The following is a 25145-nucleotide window of genomic DNA, read 5'->3' on the forward strand; positions in this document are numbered from 1 at the left end:
CCGCTTTGTCCTATGAGTTATCCGCGCAGATCCCATGACAGAAAAACCAAAAGACACCCGATGTTTGGGACTAAAGCCCTAGAAGGAGGTAGCGATTGAAATCCCTGCGTCTTACTGTAGCCCAGGCCCTGGTCAGGTTCCTCGCCGCGCAGCACACCGAGCGGGACGGCAAAGAACAGCGTCTGATCCGGGGGGTCTGGGCTATCTTCGGGCACGGCAACGTCTCCGGGCTGGGGCAGGCCCTGGAAGAGTACGGTGACCAGGTCGGCCTGCCCACCTACCACCCGCAAAACGAACAGGCCATGGTGCACGCCGCCATTGCCTATGCCAAACACACCCGCCGGTTGAGCACCTTTGCCTGCACCGCCTCGGTGGGGCCGGGCTCCACCAATATGCTGACCGCAGCAGCCACCGCCACCGTAAACCGCCTGCCGGTGTTGCTCCTGCCCTCCGATTACTTTGCCAACCGCCTGCCCGACCCGGTGTTGCAGCAGCTCGAGCACCCCACCGAGCACGACGTCAGCGTCAACGATGCTTTCCGGCCCCTGAGCCGCTTCTTCACCCGCATCACCCGGCCCTCCCAGCTCCTCTCCGCCCTGCCCGAGGCCATGCGGGTGCTCACCGACCCCGCCGAGACCGGGGCCGTTACAGTTTGCCTGCCCGAGGATGTGCAGACCGAGGCCTACGACTGGCCCGCGTCCTTCTTTGCCCCCAGGGTCTGGCGCATCCGCCGCCCCGCCCCTGAGCCGGAGGTGGTGGCCCAGGCCGCCGCGCTGATCCGGCAGGCCCAGCGCCCGCTGATCGTGACCGGCGGGGGCACGCTCTACGCCGAGGCCCAGGAGGCGCTTGCGGCTTTTGCCCAGCGCTTTGGCATTCCGGTGGCCGAGTCGCAGGGCGGCAAAGGGGCCCTGCCCTGGAACCACCCCATGTGCGTGGGGCCGGTGGGCGCCAACGGCGGAACCGCGGCCAACCGCCTGGCCCGCGAGGCCGATCTGGTTATCGCCATTGGTACGCGGCTGGGCGACTTTGTGACCGCTTCCAAAACCGCCTTCCAGCACCCGGAGGTCAGGTTCATCGGGGTGAATGTGCTGCCTTTCGATGCGGCGAAACTTAGCGGCCTCGCGCTGGTGGCCGATGCCCGGCGGGCCCTCGAGGCTCTGGAGGCGGCCCTGGCCGGTTTTGCTGGCACCCAGGCCGCCTACCGCTCGGAGGTGGCCCAGCTCAAGCAGGAGTGGGACGCGCTGGTGCAGCACTACCGCACCCCCAAACCCGAGAAATCGCAGATGGCCCAGGCCGAGGTGATTGGCCTGGTCAACGAGGTGTTCGGCCCCCAGGCCACGGTCATCTGCGCGGCGGGGAGCCTGCCGGGCGACCTGCTCAAACTGTGGCGCTGTGAGGATTCCAAGGCGTATCACCTCGAGTACGGCTTCTCCTGCATGGGCTACGAGATTCCCGCCGGGCTGGGGGTGGCCCTGGCCGAGCCGGGGCGCGAGGTGGTGGTCTTCGTGGGGGACGGCAGCTACCTGATGATGAACTCGGAGATCGTCACCGCGGTGGCCGAGGGGCTCGAGTTCACGGTCATTCTGGTGGACAACCGGGCCTTTGGTTCCATCCGCGGCCTGCAGCTCTCGGTGGGCTCCCCCTCCTTCAACAACGAGCTGCGGCGGCGCGACGCCCGGACGGGCCGCACCGACGGGGCGGTGCTCGAGCTGGACTTTGCCGCCCACGCGCGGGCCATGGGGGCGCGGGTGTGGACCCCCCAGAACTACCAGGCGCTGCAAGAGGCCCTGCGGGAAGCCCGCAAAGCCCGGGGGGTGCGGGTCATCGTGGTGCCGGTGAGCCTGGAGGATCGGGTTCCCGGCTTTGAGGGCTGGTGGGACGTGCCGGTGGCTGAGGTCTCGAGCCAGCCCGAGGTGCAGAAGGCCCGCCAAACCTATGAGGCCCACCTGAAGAAACAACGTCACTTCTGAAAGGAACCTGCCATGGCGATCCGTTTTGGCAACGCCCCCTGTAGCTGGGGCACCATCGAAGGCTGGGGACAGGGCATCGGCTACAGCCAGATGCTCGACGAACTCAAGGCCAGCGGCTACCACGGCACCGAGCTGGGCGACTGGGGCTACATGCCCACCGAGCCCGCCCGGCTTCGTCAGGAACTCAGCTCGCGCGGCCTGAGCATGCTGGGGGCCTACGAAGGGGTCTACCTGCTCGAGCCCGGCGAACACGCCGCCGGTGAGGCCCGCGTGCTGCGCACCGCCCGCCTGCTGCAAAGCGTGGCCGATCTCAACCAGGGCTGGTCGCCCTTGGTGGTGCTGGCCGATGAACACAGCCGCGACCCGGTGCGCTTTCAGCACGCCGGAAGAATCCGACCCGAGCAAAGCCTGAGCGCCCAGCAGTGGAAGGTTTTTGCCGCAGGGGCCAACCGCATCGCTCGAGCCGTCCACGATGAAACCGGGCTGCGCACGGTCTTTCACCACCACTGCGCGGGCTACGTAGAGACCCCCTGGGAGATCGAGGCCCTGCTCGAGCACACCGACGAACGGGTGCTGGGGCTGGTCTTCGACACCGGGCACTACCTGTACGGCACGGGCCTGAATGAGCCGGAACGGGTGCTGGAGGGCCTCGAGCGCTTCAAGGATCGGCTCTGGTACGTGCACTACAAAGACTGCCAGCCCCAAATTGCCAGCCGGGCCCGCCGCGAGGGCTGGAGCTACAAGGAGGCCATCGGCCAGGGGGTGTTCTGTGAGCTGGGCCAGGGCCAGATTGATTTTGGCGCGGTGACCCGGAAGCTACAAGAGCTGGGCTACGCTGGCTGGATTACCGTGGAGCAGGACGTGCTGCCCGGCATGGGCCAGCCCAAAGAGAGCGCCCAGCGCAACCGCGAGTATCTGCGGAGGGTGACCGGGCTGTGAGGGCGCTCGAGTTCGACCTGATCACCATGGGGCGCTCGTCCATTGACCTCTACTCCACCGACATCGGCGCAGCGTTCCCCGATATCACCGCCTTTGGGGCCTACATCGGCGGAAGCCCCCTGAACATCGCGGTGGGGGCGCGGCGGCTGGGCCTCAAAACCGCCCTCCTCACCGCGGTGGGGCCCGATAAGGTGGGGGAGTTCATCCTGGAGCGCCTCAGGCGCGAAGGGGTGGAGACCCGCTTCATCCCTCAGAAACCCGGCACCCGCAGCAGCGCGGTGGTGCTGGGCATCCAGCCGCCCGACCGCTTCCCCATCACCTTTTACCGGGAGAACGCCGCCGATATCCAGCTCGGCATTGACGACGTGCTCGCCACCCCCATCGCCGCTTCCAGGGCCGTCCAGCTCTCGGGGGCGGCCCTGGCCAAGGAGCCCAGCCGCAGCGCCACCTTCTTCGCCGCTGAAGAGGCCAAAGCCGCCGGGGTCACGGTCTTTCTCGACCTGGACTTCCGGGCCGACCAGTGGCACGACCCCCGCGCCTACGGGGTGCAGGTGCGGGCGCTACTACCTCTGGTGGATGTGGCCATCGGCACCGAGGAGGAGGTCAACGCGGCCATGCTGCGCCGCCCCGAGGATCTCATCATCCGCGACTCGCAGATTACCGCCCCGGAGATCCGCGGGAACCTGGAGGCCAACCTTCACGCGCTGCTGACTAAAGGCCCAGGGGCCCTGGTGGTCAAGCGGGGGGCCCGGGGCTCGGAGGTCTGGCTACCGGACGGCAACGTGATACAGGCACCGGGCTTTCCGGTCGAGGTACTGAGCGTGCTGGGAGCGGGCGACGCCTTCGCGGCAGGCTTCATCTACGGGCGTTTGCAGGGCTGGGACTGGTACCGCAGCGCCCGCATGGGCAACGCTTGCGGGGCCATCGTGGTCACGCGCATCGGCTGTGCCGACTTTACCCCTTACCTGGAGGAAGTTCTGGAGTTCATCGAGGCGCGCGGGGGGTTTTAGTGCTCCGGCGACCTGTGGGGGTTGCCGCGGGCGCTTCTCTAAATAGAGCCGCTTGCTGACAGACTGCGCTTAGTCCTATGACTTGGAGGAAGCATCAATGCAAATAGGGGTCTGCACTTGGACGTTTGGGCCGCTTGGCCTGGAGCAGGTAGCCTCGAGGCTCCAGCGCCTGGGGTTTGATGGGGTCGAACTTTTGGGCGAGCTGCCGCTAAATCCCAGTGAGGTACGCGCCATTTTGCAATCACACGGGCTCAGGCTCTTTTCCCTCACCCCAGCCAACGTTGATCTGGCCCATCCCGACCCGGCCAGGCGGCTCGAGGCCCTGGACTACTACCACCGGCTGCTCGACTTTGCCGCAGAGGCGGGCGGCCCGCTGGTCTCCTGCCACGGGGCGGTGGGGCGCTTTGCCCCACTGGCAACGCAAAGCCAGGAATGGGCCTGGCTGGTAGAGGGCGTGGGTCAAATCTGTTCGCACGCCAGGGCCCTGGGGCTCACGGTGGTCTTCGAGGTGCTCAACCGCTACGAAACCCACCTGGTACACACCGCCCAGGAAGCCCTGGCGCTGTTGTCGCAGGTGGGCCAGCCCAACCTCAAGGTGCTGCTGGATACCTACCACATGAACATCGAAGAGGCCAGCCTGCCCGCGGCCATCCGCCAGGCCGGCCCCCACCTGGGCCTCTTCCACCTGGCCGACTCCAACCGCCGGGGGATTGGGGAAGGGCATACCGACTTCGCAGAGATCTGGGCCGCGCTGCAGGAGGTGGGCTATACCGGCCCGCTCATCCTGGAGGCCACCGCCCCCGGCCCCAACCCCTTCACCCCGGTTAAGGGGGCAGGGTATCTCGAAACTTTGGAAGCCGATCTGAGCAAGAGCCTGCGCCGGCTACGGGCCAGGGCGCAGTAAAGGAGGAAGAGCGATATGTCTAAATCGTTTGGTGTAGCGTTGCTGGGTGCAGGAAGGATGGGTATGGAGCACGCCCGTACCCTGCTGGGCATTGCCGAGGCCCGGGTGCTGGCGGTGGCCGACCCCAACCTGCAAGCCGCCGAGGCCGCCCGGCTTCTGTTACGCGCCGAGAAGATCTACCCCAACCCCGAGGAAGCCATCCACCACCCCGGCGTGGAGGCAGTGGTGATCGTCACGCCCACCGATACCCACGCCCGCTACATCGAGCTTGCGGCCCTGACCGGCAAGGCCATCTTCTGCGAGAAGCCGGTGGCCAAGGAGCTGGGGGAAACCCGGCGGGTTCTGGAGGTGGTGGAGCAGAAGGGCGTACCTTTCCAGATTGGCTTCCAGCGCCGCTACGACCCCCCTTACGCCCAGGCCAAAAGCAAGATTGAGGCCGGCGAGATTGGGCCGGTCGAGCAGTTTATCGCGGTGATGCGCGACCCCGCCCCGGCCCCCCTGGAGTACCTGCGCACCTCGGGCGGGCTGTTTGTGGACATGGCTATTCACGACATAGACTGCGCCCGGTTTCTGGTGGGCGAGGTGGAGGAGGTGCAGGCCTGGGGCACGGTGCGGGTGGATCCCCGGATTGGCGAGATTGGCGATGTGGACACCACCAACCTGAGCCTGCGCTTCGCCAACGGGGCGCTGGGGGTAATCCAGAACTCCCGCCGTGCGGTCTACGGCTACGACGTGCGCACCGAGGTTTTCGGGGCCAGGGGCAAGCTGGTGATGGACGCCACCCCCAAAACCCCCTTGTGGCAGTACGGCAGTGGCATCAACGCCGACCACTACCACTTCTTTATGGATCGCTTCAAGGAGGCCTACCGGCTGGAGCTCGAGGCCTTCTTCCGCTCGCTGAGCCAGGGGGTGGCCCCCACGCCCGGCCCCCAGGATGCCCTCGAGTCCCTGCGCATCGCGGTTGCAGCCACCAAGAGCCTGCGGGAGGGCCGGGTGGTGCGCCTTTCGGAGGTGGTATGAGCAGGCATCACTTCAGACCTGTGGTGGGCCCCACCCTGCTCGAGGTCACCCCGGCCACGGCGGGCTGGCGCTACCTGTCGTTTGGGGTCTGGGCGCTACAGGAAGGAGAGACCCGCACAGGACAGACCGGGGGCCTCGAGGTGGCCCTGGTGCCCCTATCCGGTGAGCTGGAAGTGCAGGTTGGCTCGGCGCTGTTCCAGCTAAAACGCCAGGATGTCTTCAGCGAGCTGCCCTCGGTGCTCTACCTGCCGCCGGCCAGCACCTACCAGGTGACAGCCCTGCAAGCAACCGAGCTGGCCTGGGGCGGGGCCCCCGCTGAGGGGCGTTACCCCCTGCGCCTGTTCCAGCCCCCCGAGATGCGGGTGGAGATGCGGGGTGGAGGCCACGCGCTGCGCCAGGTCTCGCACATCCTGGGGCCCCACCTACCCGCCGAACGGCTGATTCTCTACGAGGTCTACACCCCTTCGGGCTCCTGGTCGGGCTGGCCCCCCCACCGGCACGATGGGCAGATGGGCTCGCTGTACCTCGAGGAAACCTACTACTACAAGGTGAGCCCCAGGACTGGCTGGGCCATCCACCGCAACTACAGCCCCGAGGATGGCCTGGACGAGCTGCTGCTGGCCCGCGACGGCGAGCTGATCCTGGCCCCCAAAGGCTATCATCCGGTGGTGGCCCCTCCCGGCTCCAACGTTTACTACCTCAACTACATGGCCGGGGAGGCCCTGTGCGAACAGCGGGCCACCCCCCCGGTGGACGAACCCGAATGGGCCTGGATGCGGCAGGACTGGTCGGGCCAGCCCATCACACTACCCATCGGCCAAAAGTAAGCGTATGTTGGGAGGTGGTATGCGCAGCGAGGAACGCCGTAGCAAAATCATCGAGCTGCTGGAACAAAAAGGCTCGGTGCTGGTCGAGGATCTGGCGGCCCTGTTTGAGGTCAGCCAGGTCACCATCCGCAAAGACTTGAGTGAGCTCGAGGCCCGCGGTCTTTTGCACCGCACCCATGGGGGGGCCACCTACACCCACAAGAGCCTGTTCAACCCTTCCTTCAGGGAAAAAATCCACCTCCAGCAGGCCGAGAAACAGGCCATTGCCAAAGCTGCGCTCGAGCTGATCGAGGAGGGCGACACCCTGATTCTGGACGCCGGCAGCACCACCTTGGCCCTGGTGCGCCTGATGAAGCGGGCTTTTCGTTCCTTATACATCATCACCAACTCGGTGCCCATCGCCTCCGAGCTCTCCGAGACCCGCTGGGAGCTGCTTTTGACCGGTGGACTGGTGCGCCACCACAGCATGGCCCTGATTGGCCCGGCGGCGGTGCGCACCCTCGAGGTCTACCACGCCGACAAAGCCTTCATGTGCGCCACCGGGGTTTCTCTCCAGACCGGCTACACCACCCCCAACCCCTACGAGGCCCAGACCAAACAGGCCATGCTCCGCGCCGCCGATACCCGCTACGCCCTGGTGGACTCGAGCAAGCTGGGCCGGGCCACCCTGGCCAGCTTTGCGGCGCTGGACGAGATAGACCTGCTGATTAGCGACGAAGGTGCTCCCAAGGAGTTTTTAGCCCAGCTAGAGCAGCGCAACCTGCCCTACAAGCTGGCCCCGCTCCGGGCCGAAACCCACACCGCAGCGGTCTAGGTCGTCTGTTCGAAGATCGCCCGCCCCACCCGCACCAGCGTGGCCCCCTCCTCCACCGCCACCTCGAGGTCGCCCGACATCCCCATGCTGCGCTCGGGTAGCCCATAGCGGTCGGCCAGCCGGGAAAGCTGGGCAAAAATAGGCCGCACGGTCTCCGGGGTGTCGGTGTAGGGGGCCACGGTCATCAGGCCCTCCACCCGCAGCCCTTCCAGGGCCTGGATCTGGGCTATGGCCTGGGGCAGCTCTTCCTCCAGAAAGCCGTGCTTCTGCGGTTCGCGCCCCAGGTTGAGCTCCAGGAGCACCCGCTGCACCTTGCCCTGCTCGAGCGCCTTGCGGGCCACCGCCTCGGCCAGGCGCAGCGAGTCTATGGAATGGATTAGCTCAAAGCGCACCGCAAACTTGGCCTTGTTGCGCTGCAAGGGCCCGATAAAGTGCCACTCGGCCTCGAGTTCACCCATCTTGGGCAGGGCCTCCTGAATGCGCGACTCCCCCAGGGGGAAGTGGCCGTAGCGCAGTACCTGCTCGCGAATTTCTGCAACGGTGTGTTCTTTAGTCACCGCTACCAGCCGGACACCTTTCGGGTCACGACCCACACGGCCACAGGCTTTTTCAATACGCTCCAAGACACCGGGAAGACTCATAGTGGCTACTTCATTAGAGATTGGCAGAGCCTTTGATGGCCCCAAAAGCCCAGTGGCAAACGGGCCGCCTCAGATGGCCGCCAGAATCCCCCGCACAAACCGGCGGAACAGCGCCCCGCTCCGGGCCGCGGTAGCCAGCACCTCCTGCTCGGTGGCGTGGTGGTCGCGCTCGGGCACGGCCATGTCGGTAATGGTGGAGAGGCCCAGCACCCGGGCCCCCAGGTGGCGCAAGGCAATCACCTCCGGCACGGTGGACATCCCGATGGCGTCGGCTCCCAGGGTGCGCAGCAGCTTGAGTTCGGCCCGGCTGGCAAACTGCGGCCCCGGCCACCAGACGTACACGCCCTCGCGCAGGTGGAAGTCCTGGGCTCGAGCCACCTTATGGGCCAGCGCCCGCAGCTCCGGGTCGTAGGCGTCGAAGGTCACCGGGAAGCGCGGCCCCAGGCGCTCGTCGTTGGGGCCGGTGAGGGGTGAGAGGGGCGCGTAGTTGATGTAGTCGTTGTGCAGCATCAGCTCCCCCGCGTGCCAGTTGGGGTTGAGCCCCCCGGCCGCCGAGGTGATGAAAAAGGTCTTTGCCCCCAAAAAGTAGCCCACCCGCACGGGAAACGCGACCTGCGCTGCGGTGTAGCCCTCGTAGCAGTGCACCCGGCCTTTGTAGGCCAGTACGTTTTTGCCCTCGAGCCGCCCCAGAATCAGCTTCCCCTCGTGCCCCGGCGCGGTGGACTGGGGAAAGTTGGGCAGCTCTGCATACGGAAAACTCGCCACCACCTCGATCTCGTCGCCCAGCGGCCCCAGCCCCGAACCCAGCACAATGCCCACCTCGGGCACGAAATCGGTCTGGGCGCGAATGTGATTGATGGTCTCTTGAATCTGGTCGTAGGTCGAACGCATACCCCCACAATCTACCGCAAACACCGCCCCGGGAGTAGAAGCGTTGCCCGTATAGACCACGGGCTGTAGACCTGTGGCCTACAGCCCGTGGATCCAACAACGGCTTCAGGCCTCGCGCACGGGTTGTTCCGGACGCACCCCCGGACGGCGCGGGGTCAGGGGCGCTTGCTCGGCCTCGCGGCGGGCCTCCTCGAGGCGCTTGAGGGTCTTCTGGTCGATAACCTGGGTGTCGCGCACAAAGTCGGAGCCGGTACCGGCGGGAATCAGCTTGCCCAGAATCACGTTTTCTTTCAGGCCGATGAGCTCGTCCAGCTTGCCGGCAATGGCGGCCTCGGTGAGCACGTGGGTGGTGTGCTGGAAGCTGGCTGCCGAAAGCCAGCTCTTGGTCGAGAGGGCGCTCTTGGTCACCCCCATCAGCATGGGCTTCCAACTGGCCGGGGTCTTGCCCTCGGCCATCAGGGCCTCGTTGGTCGTCTCCACATCCCACTTCTCGATGACCTGGCCCTCCAGGTAACGGCTATCGCCCGGGTCGGTAATTTCGACGTACTTGAGCATCTGCCGCACGATGACCTCGATGTGCTTGTCGTGCAGCTTCACGCCCTGGGCGCGGTAGACCCGCTGGATTTCGTCGGTCAGGTAACGCTCCACCGCCTCGGGGCCCTTGGCCTCCAGAAGCTGGTGGGGGTCAATGGCCCCGCGGGTCAGGGGCTGGCCGGCCTCCACCGTCTCGCCCTCCTTGACGGTAATACGGGCGTCCTTGGGCACCTTGTACTCCTTGGAGAAGCCCTCGCTCGAGACGTAGATGACCACCTTGTCCTCGAGCTCCTCGATGTGCACCGTTCCGTCAATTTCGGCAATTACCGCCTTCACCTTGGGGCGACGGGCCTCGAACAGCTCGATCACACGGGGCAGACCCTGGGTGATGTCGGTACCGGTGGCCACACCGCCGGTGTGGAAGGTACGCATGGTGAGCTGGGTGCCAGGCTCGCCGATGGACTCGGCGGCCACCACCCCCACGCTTTCGCCAATCGAGACCAGCTTGGCCGCCGACAAATCCCAGCCGTAGCACTGCTGGCAGACCCCGTAGCGGGTGCGGCAGGTCAGGGGCGAGCGCACCGGCACTTCCTCAATCAGGCGCTCTTCGGCGGCCTTGACGATGAAGTTGACGTCCTCGAGGCTTAGCTGGTGTCCTTCGGAGAAGACCCGGCCCTTGACCTCGATCTCGCGGCCCAGGGTGCGGCCATACAGCCCCGACTCGATGTCGCTCTTCTTGCGCAGGCGCTTGTTGCGGAAGGCCTCGTCGAACTGCAAGAGGGGCACCGAGATGTAGTCGGGCGTCCCGCAGTCGGCTTCCCGCACGATCACCTCGTGGGCCACGTCGTGCAGTTTGCGGGTCAGGTAGCCCGAGTCGGCGGTGCGCAGCGCGGTGTCGGCCCCACCCTTGCGGGCCCCGTGGGTGGAGATGAAGTACTCCAGCACCGTGAGCCCCTCGCGGAAGGAAGCCTTTACCGGCACGGGGTAGGTTTCACCCGAAGGCTTGGCCATCAGGCCGCGCATCCCGGAGATCTGGCGGATCTGCTGGGGGTTCCCACGGGCCCCCGACTGGCTCATCACGTAGAGCGGGTTGAAGGGATAGTTCTCCTCGAAGTTCTTGAACACCGCGCTGGTGACCTTCTCGGTGGTCTGGCTCCAGAGTTGCAGAATCTGCTGGAAGCGCTCCTCCTCGGTCATCATGCCCATCTCGAAAGCCTGCTCGATCTGGGCTAGCTTGGCGTCGGCCTCCTGCAGGTACTGCTTCTTCTCCGCCGGGATCACCGCGTCGTCAATGCCGATGGTAATGCCCGAGGTGGTGGAGAGCACGAAGCCGTAGTACTTGAGGGCGTCCAGGAGCTTGGCGGTTTTCTCGACCCCCAGCAGCAGGAAGCTCTTGTAGACCAGGTCTTTGAGCGAGTTCTTCTCCTGGGCCACCTCGAGGTTCACCAACTCCTGGGCCTTTTCGGGGTCTTCGATGGCCTCACTCACAATCCGCAGGAACAGCATCCGGCCCGGCGAGGTTTCCAGGAGCTTGTCGCCCAGGCGCACCGTGACCACGTCCTGGTGATCCACCACCCCGCTCTGCACGGCCAGCAGGGCCTCGTCCACGCTGCTGAAGACATACTTCAGGCAGCCCACGCTGGTCTCTTTGCCAGCCACCTTAATCCGGGCGTTGAGGGCCACCCGCCCCTGCTCGTAGGCTTGCAGGGCTTCTTCGACGCTGGCGAACTCCAGGCCCTGGCCCTTCTTCTCGCGGCGGAGCTGGGTGATGTAGTAAAGACCCAGGATGATATCACGGGCCGGCTTGGCCACCGGCTCCCCCGAGGCCGGCGAGAGGATGTTGTGCGAGGAGAGCATCTGGATGCGGGCCTCGGCCTGGGCGTAGCTGGATAGCGGCACGTGCACGGCCATCTGGTCGCCGTCGAAGTCGGCGTTGAAGGCCTCGCAGACCAGCGGGTGAAGCTGGATGCTCTGCCCCTCCACCAAGACCGGCTGGAAGGCCTGGATACCCAGGCGGTGCAGGGTGGGGGCGCGGTTCAGAAGCACCACCTTGCCGTGGATGACCTCCTCCAGGGCGTCCCAGACCTCGTCTTTGATGTCACGCGAACGCTCGAGCATCTTGCGGGCGCTCTTGACGTTGTTAGCGATGCCCTTCTCCTCCATTTTCTTGAGCAAAAAGGGCTTGAAGAGTTCCAGGGCCATGCGCTTGGGCAGACCGCACTGGTGTAGTTTGAGCTGCGGCCCCACCACGATCACCGAGCGGCCCGAGTAGTCCACGCGCTTGCCCAGCAGGTTCTGGCGGAAGCGGCCCTGCTTGCCCGAGAGGATGTCGGTGAGGGAGCGCAGGGCCCGGTCGGAGCCGGGGTTGGTCACCGGGGTGCCCCGGCGGCCGTTGTCCAGCAGGGCGTCCACGGCTTCCTGCAGCATGCGCTTCTCGTTGCGGATGATCATCTCGGGTGCCCCCTGCGACAGGAGCTTGCGCAGGCGGTTGTTGCGGTTGATCAGGCGGCGGTAGAGATCGTTGAGGTCGGAGGTGGCAAAACGCCCGCCGTCTACCTGCACCATCGGGCGCAGGTCGGGGGGCAGCACCGGCACGGCCTCGAGGATCATCCACTCGGGGCGGTTGCCCGAGTCGCGGAAGGCCCGCACCACTTCCAGGCGCTTGCGGGCCTTGGCCCGCCGGGCCCGGCTGGGGTGTTTCATCTCCTCGACCAGTTCGGCCTCGAGCACGCCCAGGTCAATCTCCTTGAGCAGCTCCTGGATGGCCTGGGCCCCCATCTTGGCGTCAATGTCGTAGGACTCGATCACCCGCACCGCCATGCGGATGAAGTCCACCTCCACCCGGCCGTAGATCTCCGAGGTTACCTTGCCGCCGTCGGCCAGGGCGTCGCCGGGCGAGACCCGGTCGCCGTTGGTTACCTCCACATCGTCTTCGAAGGGGTAGAGCTTGGCCTTCATTACCACAATGGAGGCCGGCTCGTGCAGGTGCACCACCCCGTCGGACTCGGCGTAGACCTCTTCCTCCGGATCGATGGCCCCCACCAGCTTATCGCCCTTGCGCACGCTCGTGCCCTCACCAACCAGCACGTGCATATGGGGCTGGAGGGGGTAGTCCACCACCCGGGTGCGCTCGAGGGTAAGGCTAAGGTGCACCTCTTTTTTGGAGGTATCGGCCACCAGCTTTGCAACCCGGCGCCCCCGGGGCATCCGGAGCTGCCCTTTGCCCTGGGCCAGCACATCGCCGTTGCCAACCAGCTCGCCCTGGCCCACTTTGAGGTGCATTCCGGTAGGAATGAGATAGGTTGCGGTGGGCGTGCCGCTGTCCGGATCGAGGATTTTCACCAAAGCCCCATCCCCGATGTCCTCCACATCCACCACACCCGCATCCTCGCTAATAATCTGGTAGGAGTCCTCGAGCTCGGCCAGGGGCTCACCCGGCTTGTAGGTTTCCTGTTCGATCCAGGCCGCCTTGGGCAGGGTCAGGCTGGCCCGCTCGGTCTCGATGTACTCCAGGCGGATGCGACGGGGGAAGCGGAAGAGCACCAGCCCGTCCATCTTGCTCACCACACCGGGGGCCAACTCCTGGCCTTTCTTCACCTCGTCCCCGTCTTTGACGAAGGTCTCAACCCCGGCTGGAATGGTGTAGGTTTCCTGGCGACCAAAGCGCAGCTCGCGGTACTCGTCATCGGTGAGGAGCTGGCGCTTCTGCACCGGCACGCCGTTTAGCATGGCCCCCTTGGGGTCGATGGTGATGTACTTGGCAAAGTACAGAACCTGCTCCAGCTCCTGGGCCGATAGGTCGAGCAGGGTGCCAATCTTGCTGGGTACGTCCTTGACATACCAGATGTGGGCCACCGGGGTGGCCAGCTCCACATGCCCCATGCGGTAGCGCCGTACGATGCTCTTGGTAACCTCCACCCCACAGCGTTCACACACCTTGCCCTCGAAACGCTGGCGCTTGTACTTGCCGCAGGCGCACTCGTAGTCTTTTTGCGGCCCGAAGATGCGCTCGTCAAAAAGCCCGTCGCGCTCAGGCTTCAGGGTGCGATAGTTGATGGTCTCGGGTTTTTCAACCTCGCCATAGCTCCAGCTCCGAATCTTCTCGGGGGAGGCCAGGCCGATTCGTACTTTACGAACTTCTCGTTTAATCATTGCTCACTCCGTGCACTGCCTCTTTTCAGATCTAGGCCCGTTGCAGTGGGTACCCCTTCTCAGGTTCAGGCCTGGCCTTAGCGTCTGCTGGCCAGCCCTTCAAAGATGTCCAGGTTGCGGGAATTTTCGTCGTAGGTCTCCACATCCAGGCCCAGCGACTGCAACTCCTTCACCAACACCCTGAAGCTCTCCGGCACGCTGGCCTCGGGCACATCCTCACCCTTGACCACGGCCTCGTAAGCCGCGTTGCGCCCCTCGATGTCGTCGGATTTGATGGTGAGGATCTCCTGCAAGGTATGGGCCGCTCCGTAGGCCTCCAACGCCCACACCTCCATCTCCCCGAAGCGCTGTCCACCAAACTGGGCCTTACCACCCAGGGGCTGCTGGGTAATGAGCGAGTAAGGGCCAGTGGAACGCGCGTGCATCTTGTCCTCTACCATGTGGTAAAGCTTCATGATGTACATCACGCCCACCACAATGGGGGCCTCGATGGGCTCGCCGGTGCGGCCATCGTAAAGCACGCTCTTACCCTGCTGGAACACCTCCCGGAGCTGCTCCACCTCACTGGCCTCGGCGCTCACCAGCCCCAGCTTGGCAGCCCTGGCCAGCACCTCCCGCTCGCGGTTATCCAGGCCAAAACCAGCCTGGGTGCGGGCCTCCCACTTTTTGTCAAAGGCCTTGCCCAGCAACTGCTTGATCTCTTCCTCCGTAATGCCATCAAATACCGGGGTAATAAACTTCAAGCCCAGCTCGTAACCCGCCAGCCCCAGATGGGTTTCTAGAATCTGGCCCAGGTTCATACGGCTGGGCACACCCAGCGGGTTGAGCACGATGTCCACCGGCGTGCCATCGGGCATGTGCGGCATGTCCTCGGGCGGCAAGATTTTGGAGACCACGCCCTTGTTACCGTGGCGGTTAGCCAGCTTGTCACCCACCTGAAGCTTGCGCTTCTGGGCCACATACACCCGCACCACCTCGCGCACGCCGGGTTTGAGCTCTACGCCAGGGTCACCCCGGCGCAGGCGCAGGGTGCGCACCACGATGCCCCCTTCGCCGGGCGGCACCCGCAGGGAGGTGTCCTTCACATCCCGGGCCTTCTCCCCAAAGATGCTGCGCAGCAGCCGCTCTTCGGGGGTGGGTTCAGTCTCACCCTTGAAGCTGGTGCGGCCCACCAGGATATCCCCGGCCTTGACCTCGGCCCCAATCCGCACCACGCCGTCCTCGTCCAGGTCGCGCAAGGCGGCTTCGGAAAGGTTGGGGATGTCGCGGGTGATGCGCTCAGGACCCAGCTTGGTATCGCGGGCCTCGATCTCGTAGCGCTCGATGTGCACCGAGGTGTAGAAGTCGCGGCGCAGGAGATCTTCGGAGATTACAATCGCGTCTTCGTAGTTGTAGCCATCAAAAGGCATGATGGCTAGCAGGATGTTTTGCCCCAAGGCCAGGTAGCCCTCTTCGGAGGCCGGGCCGTCGGCCAGCAGATCGCCCTTGCGCACTTTCTGGCCTTTGGAGACTCGAGGTCGCTGGTCGAGGGCCGTGCCCTGGTTCGAACGGACAAAGCGGCGCAGATTGAACTCATAGAGGCCCTTGTCTTCACCCCTGACCAGGATTTTGGAACCGTCCACGTACTCCACCACCCCATCCACAGGGGAATACAGCGAGGTAAGGGAGTCGCGCACCACCCGCTCCTCCACCCCGGTCATCACCACCGGGCTTTGCGCGCGTAGCAGCGGCACCGCCTGGGCCTGCATGTTGGAACCCATCAGGGCGCGGTTGGCGTCGTCGTGCTCGAGGAAAGGAATCAGGTTGGTGTTCACCGAGAAAATCTGCTTGGGTGAAACATCCATGTATTCCACTTCCTCCGGACGCATGACCATTGGCTCGCCCTTCTTGCGCACCACCACCTGCTGGGTATCGAAGTGGCCGTCGGGCTTGAGGGGCGTGTTGGCCTGGGCAATGGCGTAGCGGTCCTCTTCGGTAGCGGTCATGAAGTCAACCTGGTCGGTGACCCGCCCGTTGATCACCTTGCGGTACGGGGTGAGGATAAAGCCCAGGTCGTTGATGCGGCCAAAGGAGGCCAGCGAGGAGATCAGACCGATGTTGGCACCTTCGGGGGTTTCGATGGGGCAGATGCGGCCGTAGTGGGTGCGGTGCACGTCGCGCACGTCAAAGCCGGCCCGCTCGCGGGTCAGGCCGCCCGGCCCCAGGGCGGAGATGCGGCGCTTGTGGCGCAGCTCCGAGAGGGGGTTGGTCTGGTCTTTGAACTGGCTGAGCTGGCTGCGGCCAAAAAACTCGCGGATGGCTGCCACCAGTGGGCGGTTGTTGACCAGCTTGGCCGGGGTGGCGCTTTCGGGGGAACCCAGCAGCATACGCTCGCGCACCCCTCGAGCCAGGCGCGAAAGCCCCACCCGGAACTGGTCGGCCAGCAGCTCGCCCACTGTGCGAATGCGGCGGTTGCCCAGGTGGTCGATGTCGTCGGCCTCGTAGCCGGGCTCCCCGCTTTGCAAGGCGAACAGGTACTTGAGCACCGGCAATAGGGCCTCGTCCTTGAACTCGCCGTTTTCAAAGCGAATTAGCATCCGCCCCGAAAGCTGAATACCCAGCTTCTGTTGGGCTTTATACTTTCCGGCTTCGCCCAGGTCATAGCGGCGCGGGTCAGACAAGAGCGAGTGCAGGTAGGTAATGGCCTTGTCGCGTTTGGGTGGGTCGCCGGGGCGCAGCTCGGTGAAAAGCTTGAGGAGGGCCTCATCCACCCCCATCTCGAGGGCCTTGGTTCCACGGAACTGGGCTTCCAGCAGGCCTGGTAGCAGGTCGGGGTAATCGGCCAGCTCCTTGCTGAGGGTCTCGGCGGTAAAGCCCAGCACCCGCAGCAGCAGGGCCAGGGGGAATTTCTTCTTGTTGACCTTCATCACCACCACCCCGGACTGCTCGAACTCGAGGTCAATCCAGGGGCCGCGCTTGGGCAGGGGAATCACCGAGGCAACGAACCTGCCCGGGCGCGTCTGGTCGGCGGTGAAGTACACCCCCGGCGAGCGGTGGATCTGCGAAACGATAACCCGGTCGGCCCCATTCACGATGAACGAGCCGTCCTGGGTCATGAGGGGCAGGTCGCCCAGAAAGACTTCATCTTCTTTGAGCAGACCGGTGTCCTTGTGCACCAGCAGCAGCTTTGCGTACAACGGCGCCTGGTAGGTGAGGTCTTTTTCCCGGCACTCGTCCTGGTCGAAGGGGGGTTCGCCCAGGCGGTACTCGAGAAAATCCAGCACCAGCCCCCGCCCCTTCTCACCCTCCTCGATCGGGAAGGTCTCCTTAAAGGCCGCTTGCAGGCCGATGTTTTCCCGCTTGGAGGGGGGTACGTTGGCCTGTAAGGCTTTGGTAAACGAATCAACCTGAATCTCGGTGAGGGGTGGAAGGGGAATGACTTCGTTAATCTTGCCGTACCGCTCTATCTTCATCAAAACACCTCTTAACCCATGGGCTCTGGCTGCACGCAGGCGGTGCAGCTACGGCTTGCTTGGGGTCGCTGGGGGTTTTCGTAAGCTAACAGGGTTCTTCCGCAGGCGAATACTCCCTGCGGCGGCTGGCTCTTACGCTGTTTGTGGGTCACACTCGAGGTGCAGGCCACAAAACACAAACGTTAGTGTAGCACAACTACACGTAAAGGCACAATACACGCACCCCACCATTCGGCTCTATAGCCAGGATTGTAACACAGCATGAGGTGTTTGAGGAGAACCGCCCCGCAGATTGACCTGCCTACAACGCCGAGGGCTCGAGCTTCTCCTTGCCGAAATAGGGCTGCACAGCCCTGGGAACATTCACGGTGCCATCCTCGTTCTGGTGGTTTTCCAGCAGCATCACTAAAATCCTGGGGGTGGCCAGGGCGGTGTTATTGAGCGTGTAGGCGTAGTGTATTTTGCCGCGCTCGTCGCGGTAACGCAGGCCGGCCCGCCGGGCCTGCCAGTCGAGCAAAGCCGAGCAGGAATGGGTCTCGCGGTAGCGGTTTTCACTGGGCACCCAGGTCTCGAGGTCTACCTGGCGGTATTTGCCCAGTCCCATATCCCCTGTGGATACCTCGATCACCCGGTAGGGCAGCTCGAGGGCCTGCAGAATGCCCTCGGAGATTGAAAGCATGGTCTCAAACCAGCGATTCGATTCGTCCAAATCGGCTTTACACAGCACGTACTGCTCCACCTTATTGAACTGGTGAACGCGCATCAGGCCCCGCACATCCCTTCCGGCGGAGCCGGCCTCGCTGCGAAAACAGGGCGAGAGCGCACAGTAGGTCTTAGGAAGTTCTGTCTCCGCGAGGATTTCCCCAGCGTGCAGGTAGTTCAGCAGCACCTCGGCGGTACCCGCCAGGTAGACCTCCCCCCCATCCACCGCGTAGACCTGGTCGCGGGCAGCAGGAAACTGTCCGTGGGCATAAAGCGCCTCCTCTTTGGTCAGGCTGGGCACGCTCATCGGCGTGAAGCCGGCCTGGATCATCCGGTCGAGGGCAAACCGCAGCAGGGCCTGCTCGTAGACCATCAGATCGCCCTTAAGGATGTAAGAACGTGAGCCGGAGACCTTAGCGGCACGCTCAAAATCACCCCAGCCGTTCTTTTCCATCAGGGCCACGTGATCCAGCGGTTCAAACAGGAAGGTGCGCGGATTGCCGTGCACCCGCGTCTCGACGTTAAAAGAGTCGTCCGGGCCCACCGGGGCGCCTTCCCAGGGAAGGGTGGGGGTCAGGTAGAGGAGCTGCTTGAGCTGGGCCTCGAGGGTGCGCAACTGGGGCTCGAGCTCGGCCAGCTGGCGGCCAATCTCTTTGCCCCGCTCGATCATGGCGGCCCGCTCTTCCGGCTTAGCCCTGGCCGCTGCCTTGGCGTTGGCGTTGCGTTCGGCCTGTATTTTTTCAATGGTGCGCTTGAGGGTCTGCACCTCCTGGTCGAGTTCGAGCAGTTTGTCGAGCTCGAGGGTAAGACCTTTTTTTTCTATGGCCTGACGAACGGCTTCGGGGTTCTCACGGATGAATTTGATGTCTAGCATAAAAAGTCCAAGGGTGCAAACGCATCGGCTATTCTATAACCCTGGGCACCTTAAATTGGCCCTCGTGCGCTTCTATAGCCACCGACAGGGCTTGTTCCTGTGCGAGCGAGGGGCGAACCTGATCGGCCCGCAGGCGGTTGGTGATCTCCACCGGCCGGGCCATCTCGGGCAGGCCCTCGGTGTTCAGCTCATTCAATTTTTCAAAAAAGCCCACGATCGAGCGCAGCTCGCCCTCGAGCCTGGCCTCTTCCTCCGGTGTAAGAGCAAGCCGCGAAAGCCTGCTCAGATGTTTCACCAGTTCCGGCGTAATCTCCATGCGTGCCATTCTAACGTCCACAAGGCTGGAGGGTACAGCTCGAGGGCTGGGCTTGACATCACAGGGTTGTCTATCTAGACTCACATCTATCCGCGCTGGGGCGCGGCCACAATCAATCAAGTTCTTTTATCCAGAGCGATGGAGGGATCGGCCCTGCGAAGTCGCAGCAACCCACAAAAAGCCTCTGCTCATCACCAGATGGCTTTTTGCAAGGTGCTAATTCCGGCCCGACTGCTGAACGTTGTAGGCACACGATGTTCAAGGCTAGGCATAGCCTGGCAGTTGGGAAAGATAAGAGAAGGGAGCGCACACAAAGTGGCGCAGCGGGATGTCGAAGCCGTACCCCCTTCCAGTCATAAAAGAACGTCTGGTAGGGGGTTTTGCTATAGCAAAACTCCTACCAAGATAGCGCCCCAAATCCCACGCGGATCATTTCCCATCGGAACAGGCGGCCCTGGCCGCCGTCCGCTGGGTGGTAGGAGAGCAGCATGTCGCAAAAACACCGTTTCGAGACCCTGCAACTACACGCCGGCTACAGCCCCGACCCCACCACTGGGGCCCGTCAGGTGCCCATCTACGCCACCACCTCGTATCAGTTCAAGGACGCCGACCACGCCGCCCGGCTCTTTGGGTTGCAGGAGTTCGGCAACATTTATACCCGCATCATGAACCCCACCACCGATGTGCTGGAGAAGCGCATCGCGGCCCTCGAGGGGGGGGTGGCGGCCCTGGCCACCAGCTCGGGCCATGCCGCGCAGTTCCTGGCTATCACCAACATCGCCCAGGCCGGCGATAACTTTGTGTCCACCCCCAACCTCTACGGGGGCAGCATCAACCAGTTCAAAGTGACGCTGCCCCGGCTTGGCATTGAAAGCCGTTTTACCGACAGCGCCGAGAGCGTGGACGATTTCATCCGCCTGACCGACGATAAAACCCGCTTCTGGTACCTGGAGTCGCTGGGCAACCCGGCCCTCAACATCCCCGACTTCGAGCTCATCGCCCAGGCCGCCCAGGAGCGGGGCATCGCCCTGATTGTGGACAACACCTTTGGGCACGGGGGCTATCTCTTCCGCCCCATCGAGTGGGGGGCCAACGTGGTAACCCACTCCGGTACCAAGTGGATTGGGGGGCACGGTGCGGCCATCGCTGGCCTGATTGTGGACGGCGGCAACTTCAACTGGGACAACGGGCGCTACCCCCTGATTACCCAGCCCCAGCCCGGCTACCACGGCCTCGAGCTGCACAAGGCCCTGGGCAACCTGGCCTTCATCATCAAGGCCCGCGTGGACGGCCTGCGCGACCAGGGGCAGTGCCTGGGGCCTTTCGAGGCTTTCTTGCTGCTCCTGGGCCTCGAGACCCTCTCGCTGCGCTCGGAGCGGCACGTGCAGAACACCCTGGCCCTGGCCCACTGGCTGCGTGAGCAGGACGAGGTGGCCTGGGTCAACTACCCCGGCCTGGACGACCACCCCAGTTATGCCAAGGCCCAGAAGTACTTCAAGGGCAGGCCGGGATCGGTGCTTACCTTCGGCCTCAAGGGTGGATACGAGGCCGCCAAGAGCTTCATCAACCGGCTCGAGCTGGTCTCCCACCTGGCCAATGTGGGCGATACCCGCACCCTGGCCATCCACCCCGCCTCCACCACCCACTCCCAGCTATCGCCGGAGGAGCAGGTTCGCGCGGGGGTCAACCCCGAGTTGGTGCGAATTAGCGTGGGGCTGGAGGCCATCGAAGACATCCAAGCCGACCTCAAGCAGGCCCTGCGCTCGAGGGTGGGCGTCTAACCGCCCTGGCGCTTTGCGGTGTAGCGAGGGCGAATAAAATGAGCGATCTGCTTATTCAAGAGGCCTGGGGCGACCATGAAGCCCTGCTGATTAAACCGCCCAAAAGCCGGGGCCGGGTACCACCGCCGGTGCCGGCCCAGGCCCTGGTGGCCGGCGGCTTTCGCCTCGAGTACGGCGGTGTGCTGCCCGAGCTGCGCATGCGCTACGAGACCTACGGCCAGCTCAACTTCGAGCGCAGCAACGCGGTGCTGGTCTTCCACGCCTGGACGGGCTCGGCGCACCTGGCCGGTACCTACACCCAGGAAACCCTGCGCAGCCTGCCCAAATTGGACCAGGCCTTCGGGCCGGATGGCTGGTGGGATGAGCTGGCCGGGCCGGGCCGCATGCTGGATACCGAGAAGTACTTTGTCATCTGCGCCAACCACATCGGCAGTTGCTACGGCTCGACCGGCCCGCTCTCGCAGAATCCCGAGACCGGGCGCCCGTATGGCCCGGAGTTTCCCAAGCTCACCGTGCGCGACCTGGCTCGAGCCCAGGCCAAACTACTGGACTTCCTGGGCATCGAAAAGGTGACCCTGCTGGGCGGCAGCCTGGGGGGCATGGTGGCGCTGGAGTTCGCCCTGCTCTATCCAGACCGTGTGAACAAACTGGTAGTGTTGGCCGCACCGCCGGTGCACAGCCCCTGGGCCCGGGCCTTCAACCGGCTTTCGCGCGAGGCGGTGCTGGCCGACCCCGGCTACCAGGGCGGCTATTACACCGAGCAACCCCTGGGGCTCCAGCTCGGCCGGGCCATTGCCATGCTCTCCTTTCGCTCCCCCGACTCCTTCCGCCTGCGCTGGCAGCAGCACCCCGAGCGGGGGGAAAGCTATGTGCTTTACCAGGGTGAAAAATTTGCCAAGCGCTTCGATGCCAACGCCTACCTCACCCTCTCAGAGGCCATGGACACCCACGATGTGGGGCGCGGGCGCGGGGGCCTCGAGGCAGCGCTGCGCCAGCTAAGGCGCATCCCCAGCCTGTTTGTTGGGATCAACACAGATGTGCTCTATACCGCCCAGGAAGTTCGCGAGATGGCTGCTCTGAGCGGTGGCATCTACCGTGAAATTCACAGCCCGCACGGACACGATGCCTTTCTAATCGAAACCGACCAGGTCGAGCGCATTCTGGGCGACTTCCTGTAGCACCGCGTTTTCCGGCCTCACGCCAGCCCACAAGGAATACGCTTCATACCTGTACCACCGGACGCAGGCAAAGGTAAAGATCGGTGGTATCGTTTGGCCTTGTCAGAGTGAGCGATACCACCAAAACACGCATCAAAGATCACTGGTCGGGGCAACCCACCCCAAGCAATAGCGGATTGTTCGGGCCTGCCCTAGCCAGCGTAAAAACCCCGTGCTGGAGATTGCCGGGCTACTCAGGACGCGTATTCCTCCACCGGCGGACAGGAACAAACGATGTTGCGATCGCCGTAGACATTATCCACCCGGTTCACCGGGCTCCAGTACTTATCCATGGCCGACTGACCGGCAGGGAAGCAGCCCTGGGCCCGGGTGTATTTGCGGTTCCAGTTCTCATCGGCCAGATCCAGCACGGTGTGGGGGGCGTGGCGCAGGGGGCTTTCCTCGGCGGTGAGTTCGCCCCGCTCGATCTGGGCGATTTCCTGGCGGATGGCGATCATGGCGTTGATAAAGCGATCGAGTTCGTGCTTCGACTCCGACTCGGTCGGCTCGACCATCAGGGTTCCGGCCACCGGAAAGCTCATGGTGGGGGCATGAAAGCCAAAGTCAATCAGGCGCTTGGCAATGTCTTCGGCGGTGATGTCGCAGCGGGCCTTGAAGGCCCGGGGGTCGAGGATGCACTCGTGGGCCACCCGGCCTTTTTCGTTTTTGTAGAGCACCGGAAAGTAGGGCTCGAGCCGGCTGGCAATGTAGTTGGCGTTCAGGATGGCCACCTCGGTGGCCCGCTTGAGCCCCTCGCTGCCCATCATCCAGATGTAGGCGAACGATATGGGCAGAATTGAGGCGGAGCCGTAGGGGGCCGCCGCCACCGGCCCCACCGGAGCCGTCCCACCGTCGAGCACGGGGTGCCCCGGCAGGAAAGGGGCCAGGTGGGCCTTGACCGCGATGGGGCCCATCCCCGGCCCGCCCCCACCGTGAGGAATGGCGAAGGTCTTGTGCAGGTTGAGGTGCGAAACATCGGCCCCGTAGTGGCCAGGTTTGGCCAGCCCCACCTGGGCGTTGAGGTTGGCCCCGTCCAGGTAGACCTGCCCTCCGTAGCGGTGCACGATTTCGCACAGCTCGCGTATCTTCTCCTCAAACACCCCGTGGGTAGAGGGGTAGGTAACCATCACCGCCGCCAGTCTGTCGGCGTGCTGCTTTGCTTTGGCCTCGAGGTCGTTCAGATCCACGTAGCCCTGCGCATCGCAGGCCACCACCACCACCTCCATCCCGGCCATATGGGCCGAGGCCGGGTTGGTGCCGTGGGCCGAGGAAGGAATCAAACAGACGTTGCGGTGCCCCTCACCCCTCGAGCGGTGGTAGGCCCGGATAGCCAGCAGCCCGGCATACTCGCCCTGGGCCCCGGAGTTGGGCTGGAGCGATACCGCGTCGTAGCCGGTGATTTCACACAGCCAGCGGCTCAGGGTTTCGAAGAGCTCGTGGTAGCCCTGGGCCTGCTCGGCGGGTGCAAAGGGGTGCAAATTGGCGAACTCGGGCCAGCTAATGGGAATCATCTCGGCCGCGGCGTTGAGCTTCATGGTGCAGGAGCCCAGGGGAATCATGGCGCGGTCGAGCGCCAGGTCGCGGTCGGCCAGGCGGCGCATGTAGCGCATCAACTCGGTTTCGGAGTGGTAGCGGTTGAAGACCGGGTGGGTCAGGTAGGGGCTGGTGCGCTGCAAGGCAGCCGGTAGGTGATTTTCGGGGACAAAGTCCTGGTACCGGAAGTCGCCCCCAAAGGCCTGCCAGACCGCCTCGATGACCTCGGGGGTGGTGGTCTCGTCGAGGGCGATGCCGATGTGGGCCTCGTCCACTTTGCGCAGGTTGATGCGGCGGCGGCGGGCCTCGGCCAAAATTTCCTCTACCCGGCCCTCGGCCCGGATGGTCAGGGTATCGAAGAAGTGGGCATTGACCCGCTCAAAACCCAGGCGCTTCAGGCCCGCGGCCAGCACCGCGGTTTTGTCGTGCACGCTCTGGGCAATCTCGCGCAGGCCTTCGGGCCCGTGGTAGACCGCGTACATCGAGGCAATCACCGCCAGCAACACCTGCGCGGTGCAGATGTTGGAGGTGGCCTTTTCGCGGCGGATGTGCTGCTCGCGGGTCTGGAGGGTCAGGCGGTAGGCCCGGTTGCCCCTCGAGTCGATCGAAACCCCCACCAGTCGCCCGGGCAGGGCCCGCTTGAGGGCGTCCCTGATCGCCATGTAGCCGGCGTGGGGCCCGCCGTAGCCCATGGGAACCCCAAAGCGCTGGGCCGAGCCCACCGCGATATCGGCCCCCAGCTCGCCGGGCGGGGTGAGCAGGGTCAGGGCCAACAGATCGGCGGCCACCACTGCCAGCCCGCCAGCCGCCTTAACCCGCTCGATGGGGCCACGCAGGTCGCGGATCTGGCCGAGGGTATCGGGGTACTGAAAGATAGCCCCAAACAGCCCCTCCGGGTTCAGGTCGGTCTCGGGGTCGCCCACCACCAGCTGCCAGCCCAGGGGTTCGGCCCGGGTCTGCAAAACCGCCAGCGTCTGGGGGTGCACGTTCCTGTCCACAAAAAAGGCCGTGCGCGGGGCTTTGCAACTTCGCTGGGCCACCGCCATGGCCTCGGCCGCCGCCGTGGCTTCGTCCAGGAGGGAGGCGTTGGCGATGTCCAGGCCGGTGAGGTCGGCCACCATGGTCTGGAAGTTGAGCAAGGCCTCGAGGCGGCCCTGGCTAATCTCGGGCTGGTAGGGGGTGTAGGCGGTGTACCAGGCCGGGTTTTCCAGCAGGTTGCGCTGGATCACCGGGGGCAGAATAGTGCCGTAGTAGCCCTGCCCGATGAGCGAGGTAAACACCTGGTTCTTGCTGGCGATGGCCCGCATGCGCGCCAGCATCTCGGTCTCGCTCAGGCCAGGGCCAATGTTGAGCGGCTCGGCCTCGCGGATGGAGGCCGGCACGGTCTGTTGGATGAGTTCCTCCAGCGAGGAAACCCCCACGGCTTGCAGCATCTGCTCGATGTCCGCAGGGGTGGGGCCAATGTGGCGGCGCGAGAAATCGGTGGAACGGGGTTTGCGTTCAGGGGTCATGCGGTCTCCTCCACTGACCCCATCTGTCCTTTTGCCTGAGAGTGTTATCCCGTCGGC

16 protein-coding genes and 1 riboswitch are annotated in these 25145 nt (G+C 64.4%); of the genes, 9 read left to right on the forward strand and 7 right to left on the reverse strand.

The genetic code is table 11. The features are described 5' to 3' along the window. Positions 1-95: 95 nt before the first annotated feature. The 7 genes from iolD (at position 96) to MRUB_RS08625 (ending at position 7484) form a co-directional block, all read left to right on the forward strand. Complete coding sequence (gene iolD / locus MRUB_RS08595) at positions 96-1970, forward strand: 3D-(3,5/4)-trihydroxycyclohexane-1,2-dione acylhydrolase (decyclizing) (protein ID WP_013013958.1); 1875 nt, start codon at positions 96-98, stop codon at positions 1968-1970. Between the two features lie 12 nt (positions 1971-1982). After that, positions 1983-2909 (forward strand): TIM barrel protein, encoded by a 927-nt coding sequence (locus tag MRUB_RS08600; RefSeq protein WP_013013959.1) that lies wholly within the window; start codon positions 1983-1985, stop codon positions 2907-2909. Beyond that, complete coding sequence (iolC, locus tag MRUB_RS08605; protein WP_013013960.1) at positions 2906-3919, forward strand: 5-dehydro-2-deoxygluconokinase; 1014 nt, start codon at positions 2906-2908, stop codon at positions 3917-3919. Before MRUB_RS08600 ends, iolC begins: the two co-directional genes overlap by 4 nt. A gap of 97 nt (positions 3920-4016) precedes the next feature. Then, on the forward strand, positions 4017-4823 hold the full coding sequence (locus MRUB_RS08610) for a sugar phosphate isomerase/epimerase family protein (RefSeq protein WP_013013961.1): 807 nt from the start codon (positions 4017-4019) through the stop codon (positions 4821-4823). A gap of 15 nt (positions 4824-4838) precedes the next feature. Then, the gene (gene iolG, locus MRUB_RS08615; protein ID WP_013013962.1) at positions 4839-5843 is read left to right on the forward strand and encodes an inositol 2-dehydrogenase; all 1005 of its coding nucleotides are present in this window, start codon (positions 4839-4841) and stop codon (positions 5841-5843) included. Then, positions 5840-6670, forward strand: coding sequence for a 5-deoxy-glucuronate isomerase (gene iolB / locus MRUB_RS08620; protein WP_013013963.1), 831 nt, complete (start codon positions 5840-5842; stop codon positions 6668-6670). Before iolG ends, iolB begins: the two co-directional genes overlap by 4 nt. 19 nt (positions 6671-6689) lie before the next feature. Continuing rightward, positions 6690-7484, forward strand: coding sequence for a DeoR/GlpR family DNA-binding transcription regulator (locus MRUB_RS08625; RefSeq protein WP_013013964.1), 795 nt, complete (start codon positions 6690-6692; stop codon positions 7482-7484). On the opposite strand, the gene MRUB_RS08630 is transcribed toward MRUB_RS08625, so the two are convergent. The 6 genes from MRUB_RS08630 to gatC all read right to left on the reverse strand — a co-directional run bounded on the left by MRUB_RS08630 (position 7481) and on the right by gatC (position 19046). After that, on the reverse strand, positions 7481-8125 hold the full coding sequence (locus MRUB_RS08630; protein ID WP_013013965.1) for a YggS family pyridoxal phosphate-dependent enzyme: 645 nt from the start codon (positions 8123-8125) through the stop codon (positions 7481-7483). The genes MRUB_RS08625 and MRUB_RS08630 overlap by 4 nt on opposite strands. A gap of 69 nt (positions 8126-8194) precedes the next feature. Beyond that, positions 8195-9016 (reverse strand): purine-nucleoside phosphorylase, encoded by an 822-nt coding sequence (locus MRUB_RS08635; RefSeq protein WP_013013966.1) that lies wholly within the window; start codon positions 9014-9016, stop codon positions 8195-8197. Positions 9017-9121: 105 nt separating this feature from the next. Then, entirely contained in the window at positions 9122-13699 is a 4578-nt protein-coding gene (locus tag MRUB_RS08640; protein ID WP_085986634.1) for a DNA-directed RNA polymerase subunit beta', read from the reverse strand. An 80-nt stretch (positions 13700-13779) separates the two neighbouring features. Further along, positions 13780-17154, reverse strand: a complete 3375-nt coding sequence (gene rpoB / locus MRUB_RS08645) for a DNA-directed RNA polymerase subunit beta (protein ID WP_013013968.1) — start codon at positions 17152-17154, stop codon at positions 13780-13782. A gap of 301 nt (positions 17155-17455) precedes the next feature. Next, on the reverse strand, positions 17456-18730 hold the full coding sequence (gene serS, locus MRUB_RS08650) for a serine--tRNA ligase (RefSeq protein WP_013013969.1): 1275 nt from the start codon (positions 18728-18730) through the stop codon (positions 17456-17458). Positions 18731-18758: 28 nt separating this feature from the next. After that, entirely contained in the window at positions 18759-19046 is a 288-nt protein-coding gene (gene gatC / locus MRUB_RS08655; protein WP_015586882.1) for an Asp-tRNA(Asn)/Glu-tRNA(Gln) amidotransferase subunit GatC, read from the reverse strand. Positions 19047-19169: 123 nt separating this feature from the next. Beyond that, positions 19170-19287, forward strand: a riboswitch (SAM riboswitch). Positions 19288-19534: 247 nt separating this feature from the next. On the opposite strand from gatC, the gene MRUB_RS08660 reads away from it, so the two are divergent. Both MRUB_RS08660 and metX read left to right on the forward strand, forming a co-directional pair. Then, the gene (locus MRUB_RS08660; RefSeq protein WP_013013971.1) at positions 19535-20827 is read left to right on the forward strand and encodes an O-acetylhomoserine aminocarboxypropyltransferase/cysteine synthase family protein; all 1293 of its coding nucleotides are present in this window, start codon (positions 19535-19537) and stop codon (positions 20825-20827) included. Between the two features lie 38 nt (positions 20828-20865). Continuing rightward, entirely contained in the window at positions 20866-22005 is a 1140-nt protein-coding gene (gene metX, locus MRUB_RS08665; protein ID WP_013013972.1) for a homoserine O-acetyltransferase MetX, read from the forward strand. A gap of 233 nt (positions 22006-22238) precedes the next feature. Here the strand turns inward: metX and gcvP are convergent, their stop codons facing one another. Further along, positions 22239-25088, reverse strand: coding sequence for an aminomethyl-transferring glycine dehydrogenase (gene gcvP, locus MRUB_RS08670; RefSeq protein WP_013013973.1), 2850 nt, complete (start codon positions 25086-25088; stop codon positions 22239-22241). Positions 25089-25145: the final 57 nt, after the last annotated feature.

Origin of the sequence: Meiothermus ruber DSM 1279 (assembly GCF_000024425.1) — a bacterium.
Lineage (GTDB): Bacteria > Deinococcota > Deinococci > Deinococcales > Thermaceae > Meiothermus > Meiothermus ruber.

Excerpts from the sequence above, each read along its gene's own strand:
- MRUB_RS08600 (WP_013013959.1), top strand. The coding sequence starts at position 1,983 with ATGGCGATCCGTTTTGGCAACGCCCCCTGTAGCTGGGGCACCATCGAA.
- MRUB_RS08610 (WP_013013961.1), top strand. The coding sequence starts at position 4,017 with ATGCAAATAGGGGTCTGCACTTGGACGTTTGGGCCGCTTGGCCTGGAG.
- iolG (WP_013013962.1), top strand. The coding sequence starts at position 4,839 with ATGTCTAAATCGTTTGGTGTAGCGTTGCTGGGTGCAGGAAGGATGGGT.
- iolB (WP_013013963.1), top strand. The coding sequence starts at position 5,840 with ATGAGCAGGCATCACTTCAGACCTGTGGTGGGCCCCACCCTGCTCGAG.
- MRUB_RS08625 (WP_013013964.1), top strand. The coding sequence starts at position 6,690 with ATGCGCAGCGAGGAACGCCGTAGCAAAATCATCGAGCTGCTGGAACAA.
- MRUB_RS08630 (WP_013013965.1), bottom strand. The coding sequence starts at position 8,125 with ATGAGTCTTCCCGGTGTCTTGGAGCGTATTGAAAAAGCCTGTGGCCGT.
- MRUB_RS08635 (WP_013013966.1), bottom strand. The coding sequence starts at position 9,016 with ATGCGTTCGACCTACGACCAGATTCAAGAGACCATCAATCACATTCGC.
- rpoB (WP_013013968.1), bottom strand. The coding sequence starts at position 17,154 with ATGAAGATAGAGCGGTACGGCAAGATTAACGAAGTCATTCCCCTTCCA.
- serS (WP_013013969.1), bottom strand. The coding sequence starts at position 18,730 with ATGCTAGACATCAAATTCATCCGTGAGAACCCCGAAGCCGTTCGTCAG.
- gatC (WP_015586882.1), bottom strand. The coding sequence starts at position 19,046 with ATGGAGATTACGCCGGAACTGGTGAAACATCTGAGCAGGCTTTCGCGG.
- MRUB_RS08660 (WP_013013971.1), top strand. The coding sequence starts at position 19,535 with ATGTCGCAAAAACACCGTTTCGAGACCCTGCAACTACACGCCGGCTAC.
- metX (WP_013013972.1), top strand. The coding sequence starts at position 20,866 with ATGAGCGATCTGCTTATTCAAGAGGCCTGGGGCGACCATGAAGCCCTG.
- gcvP (WP_013013973.1), bottom strand. The coding sequence starts at position 25,088 with ATGACCCCTGAACGCAAACCCCGTTCCACCGATTTCTCGCGCCGCCAC.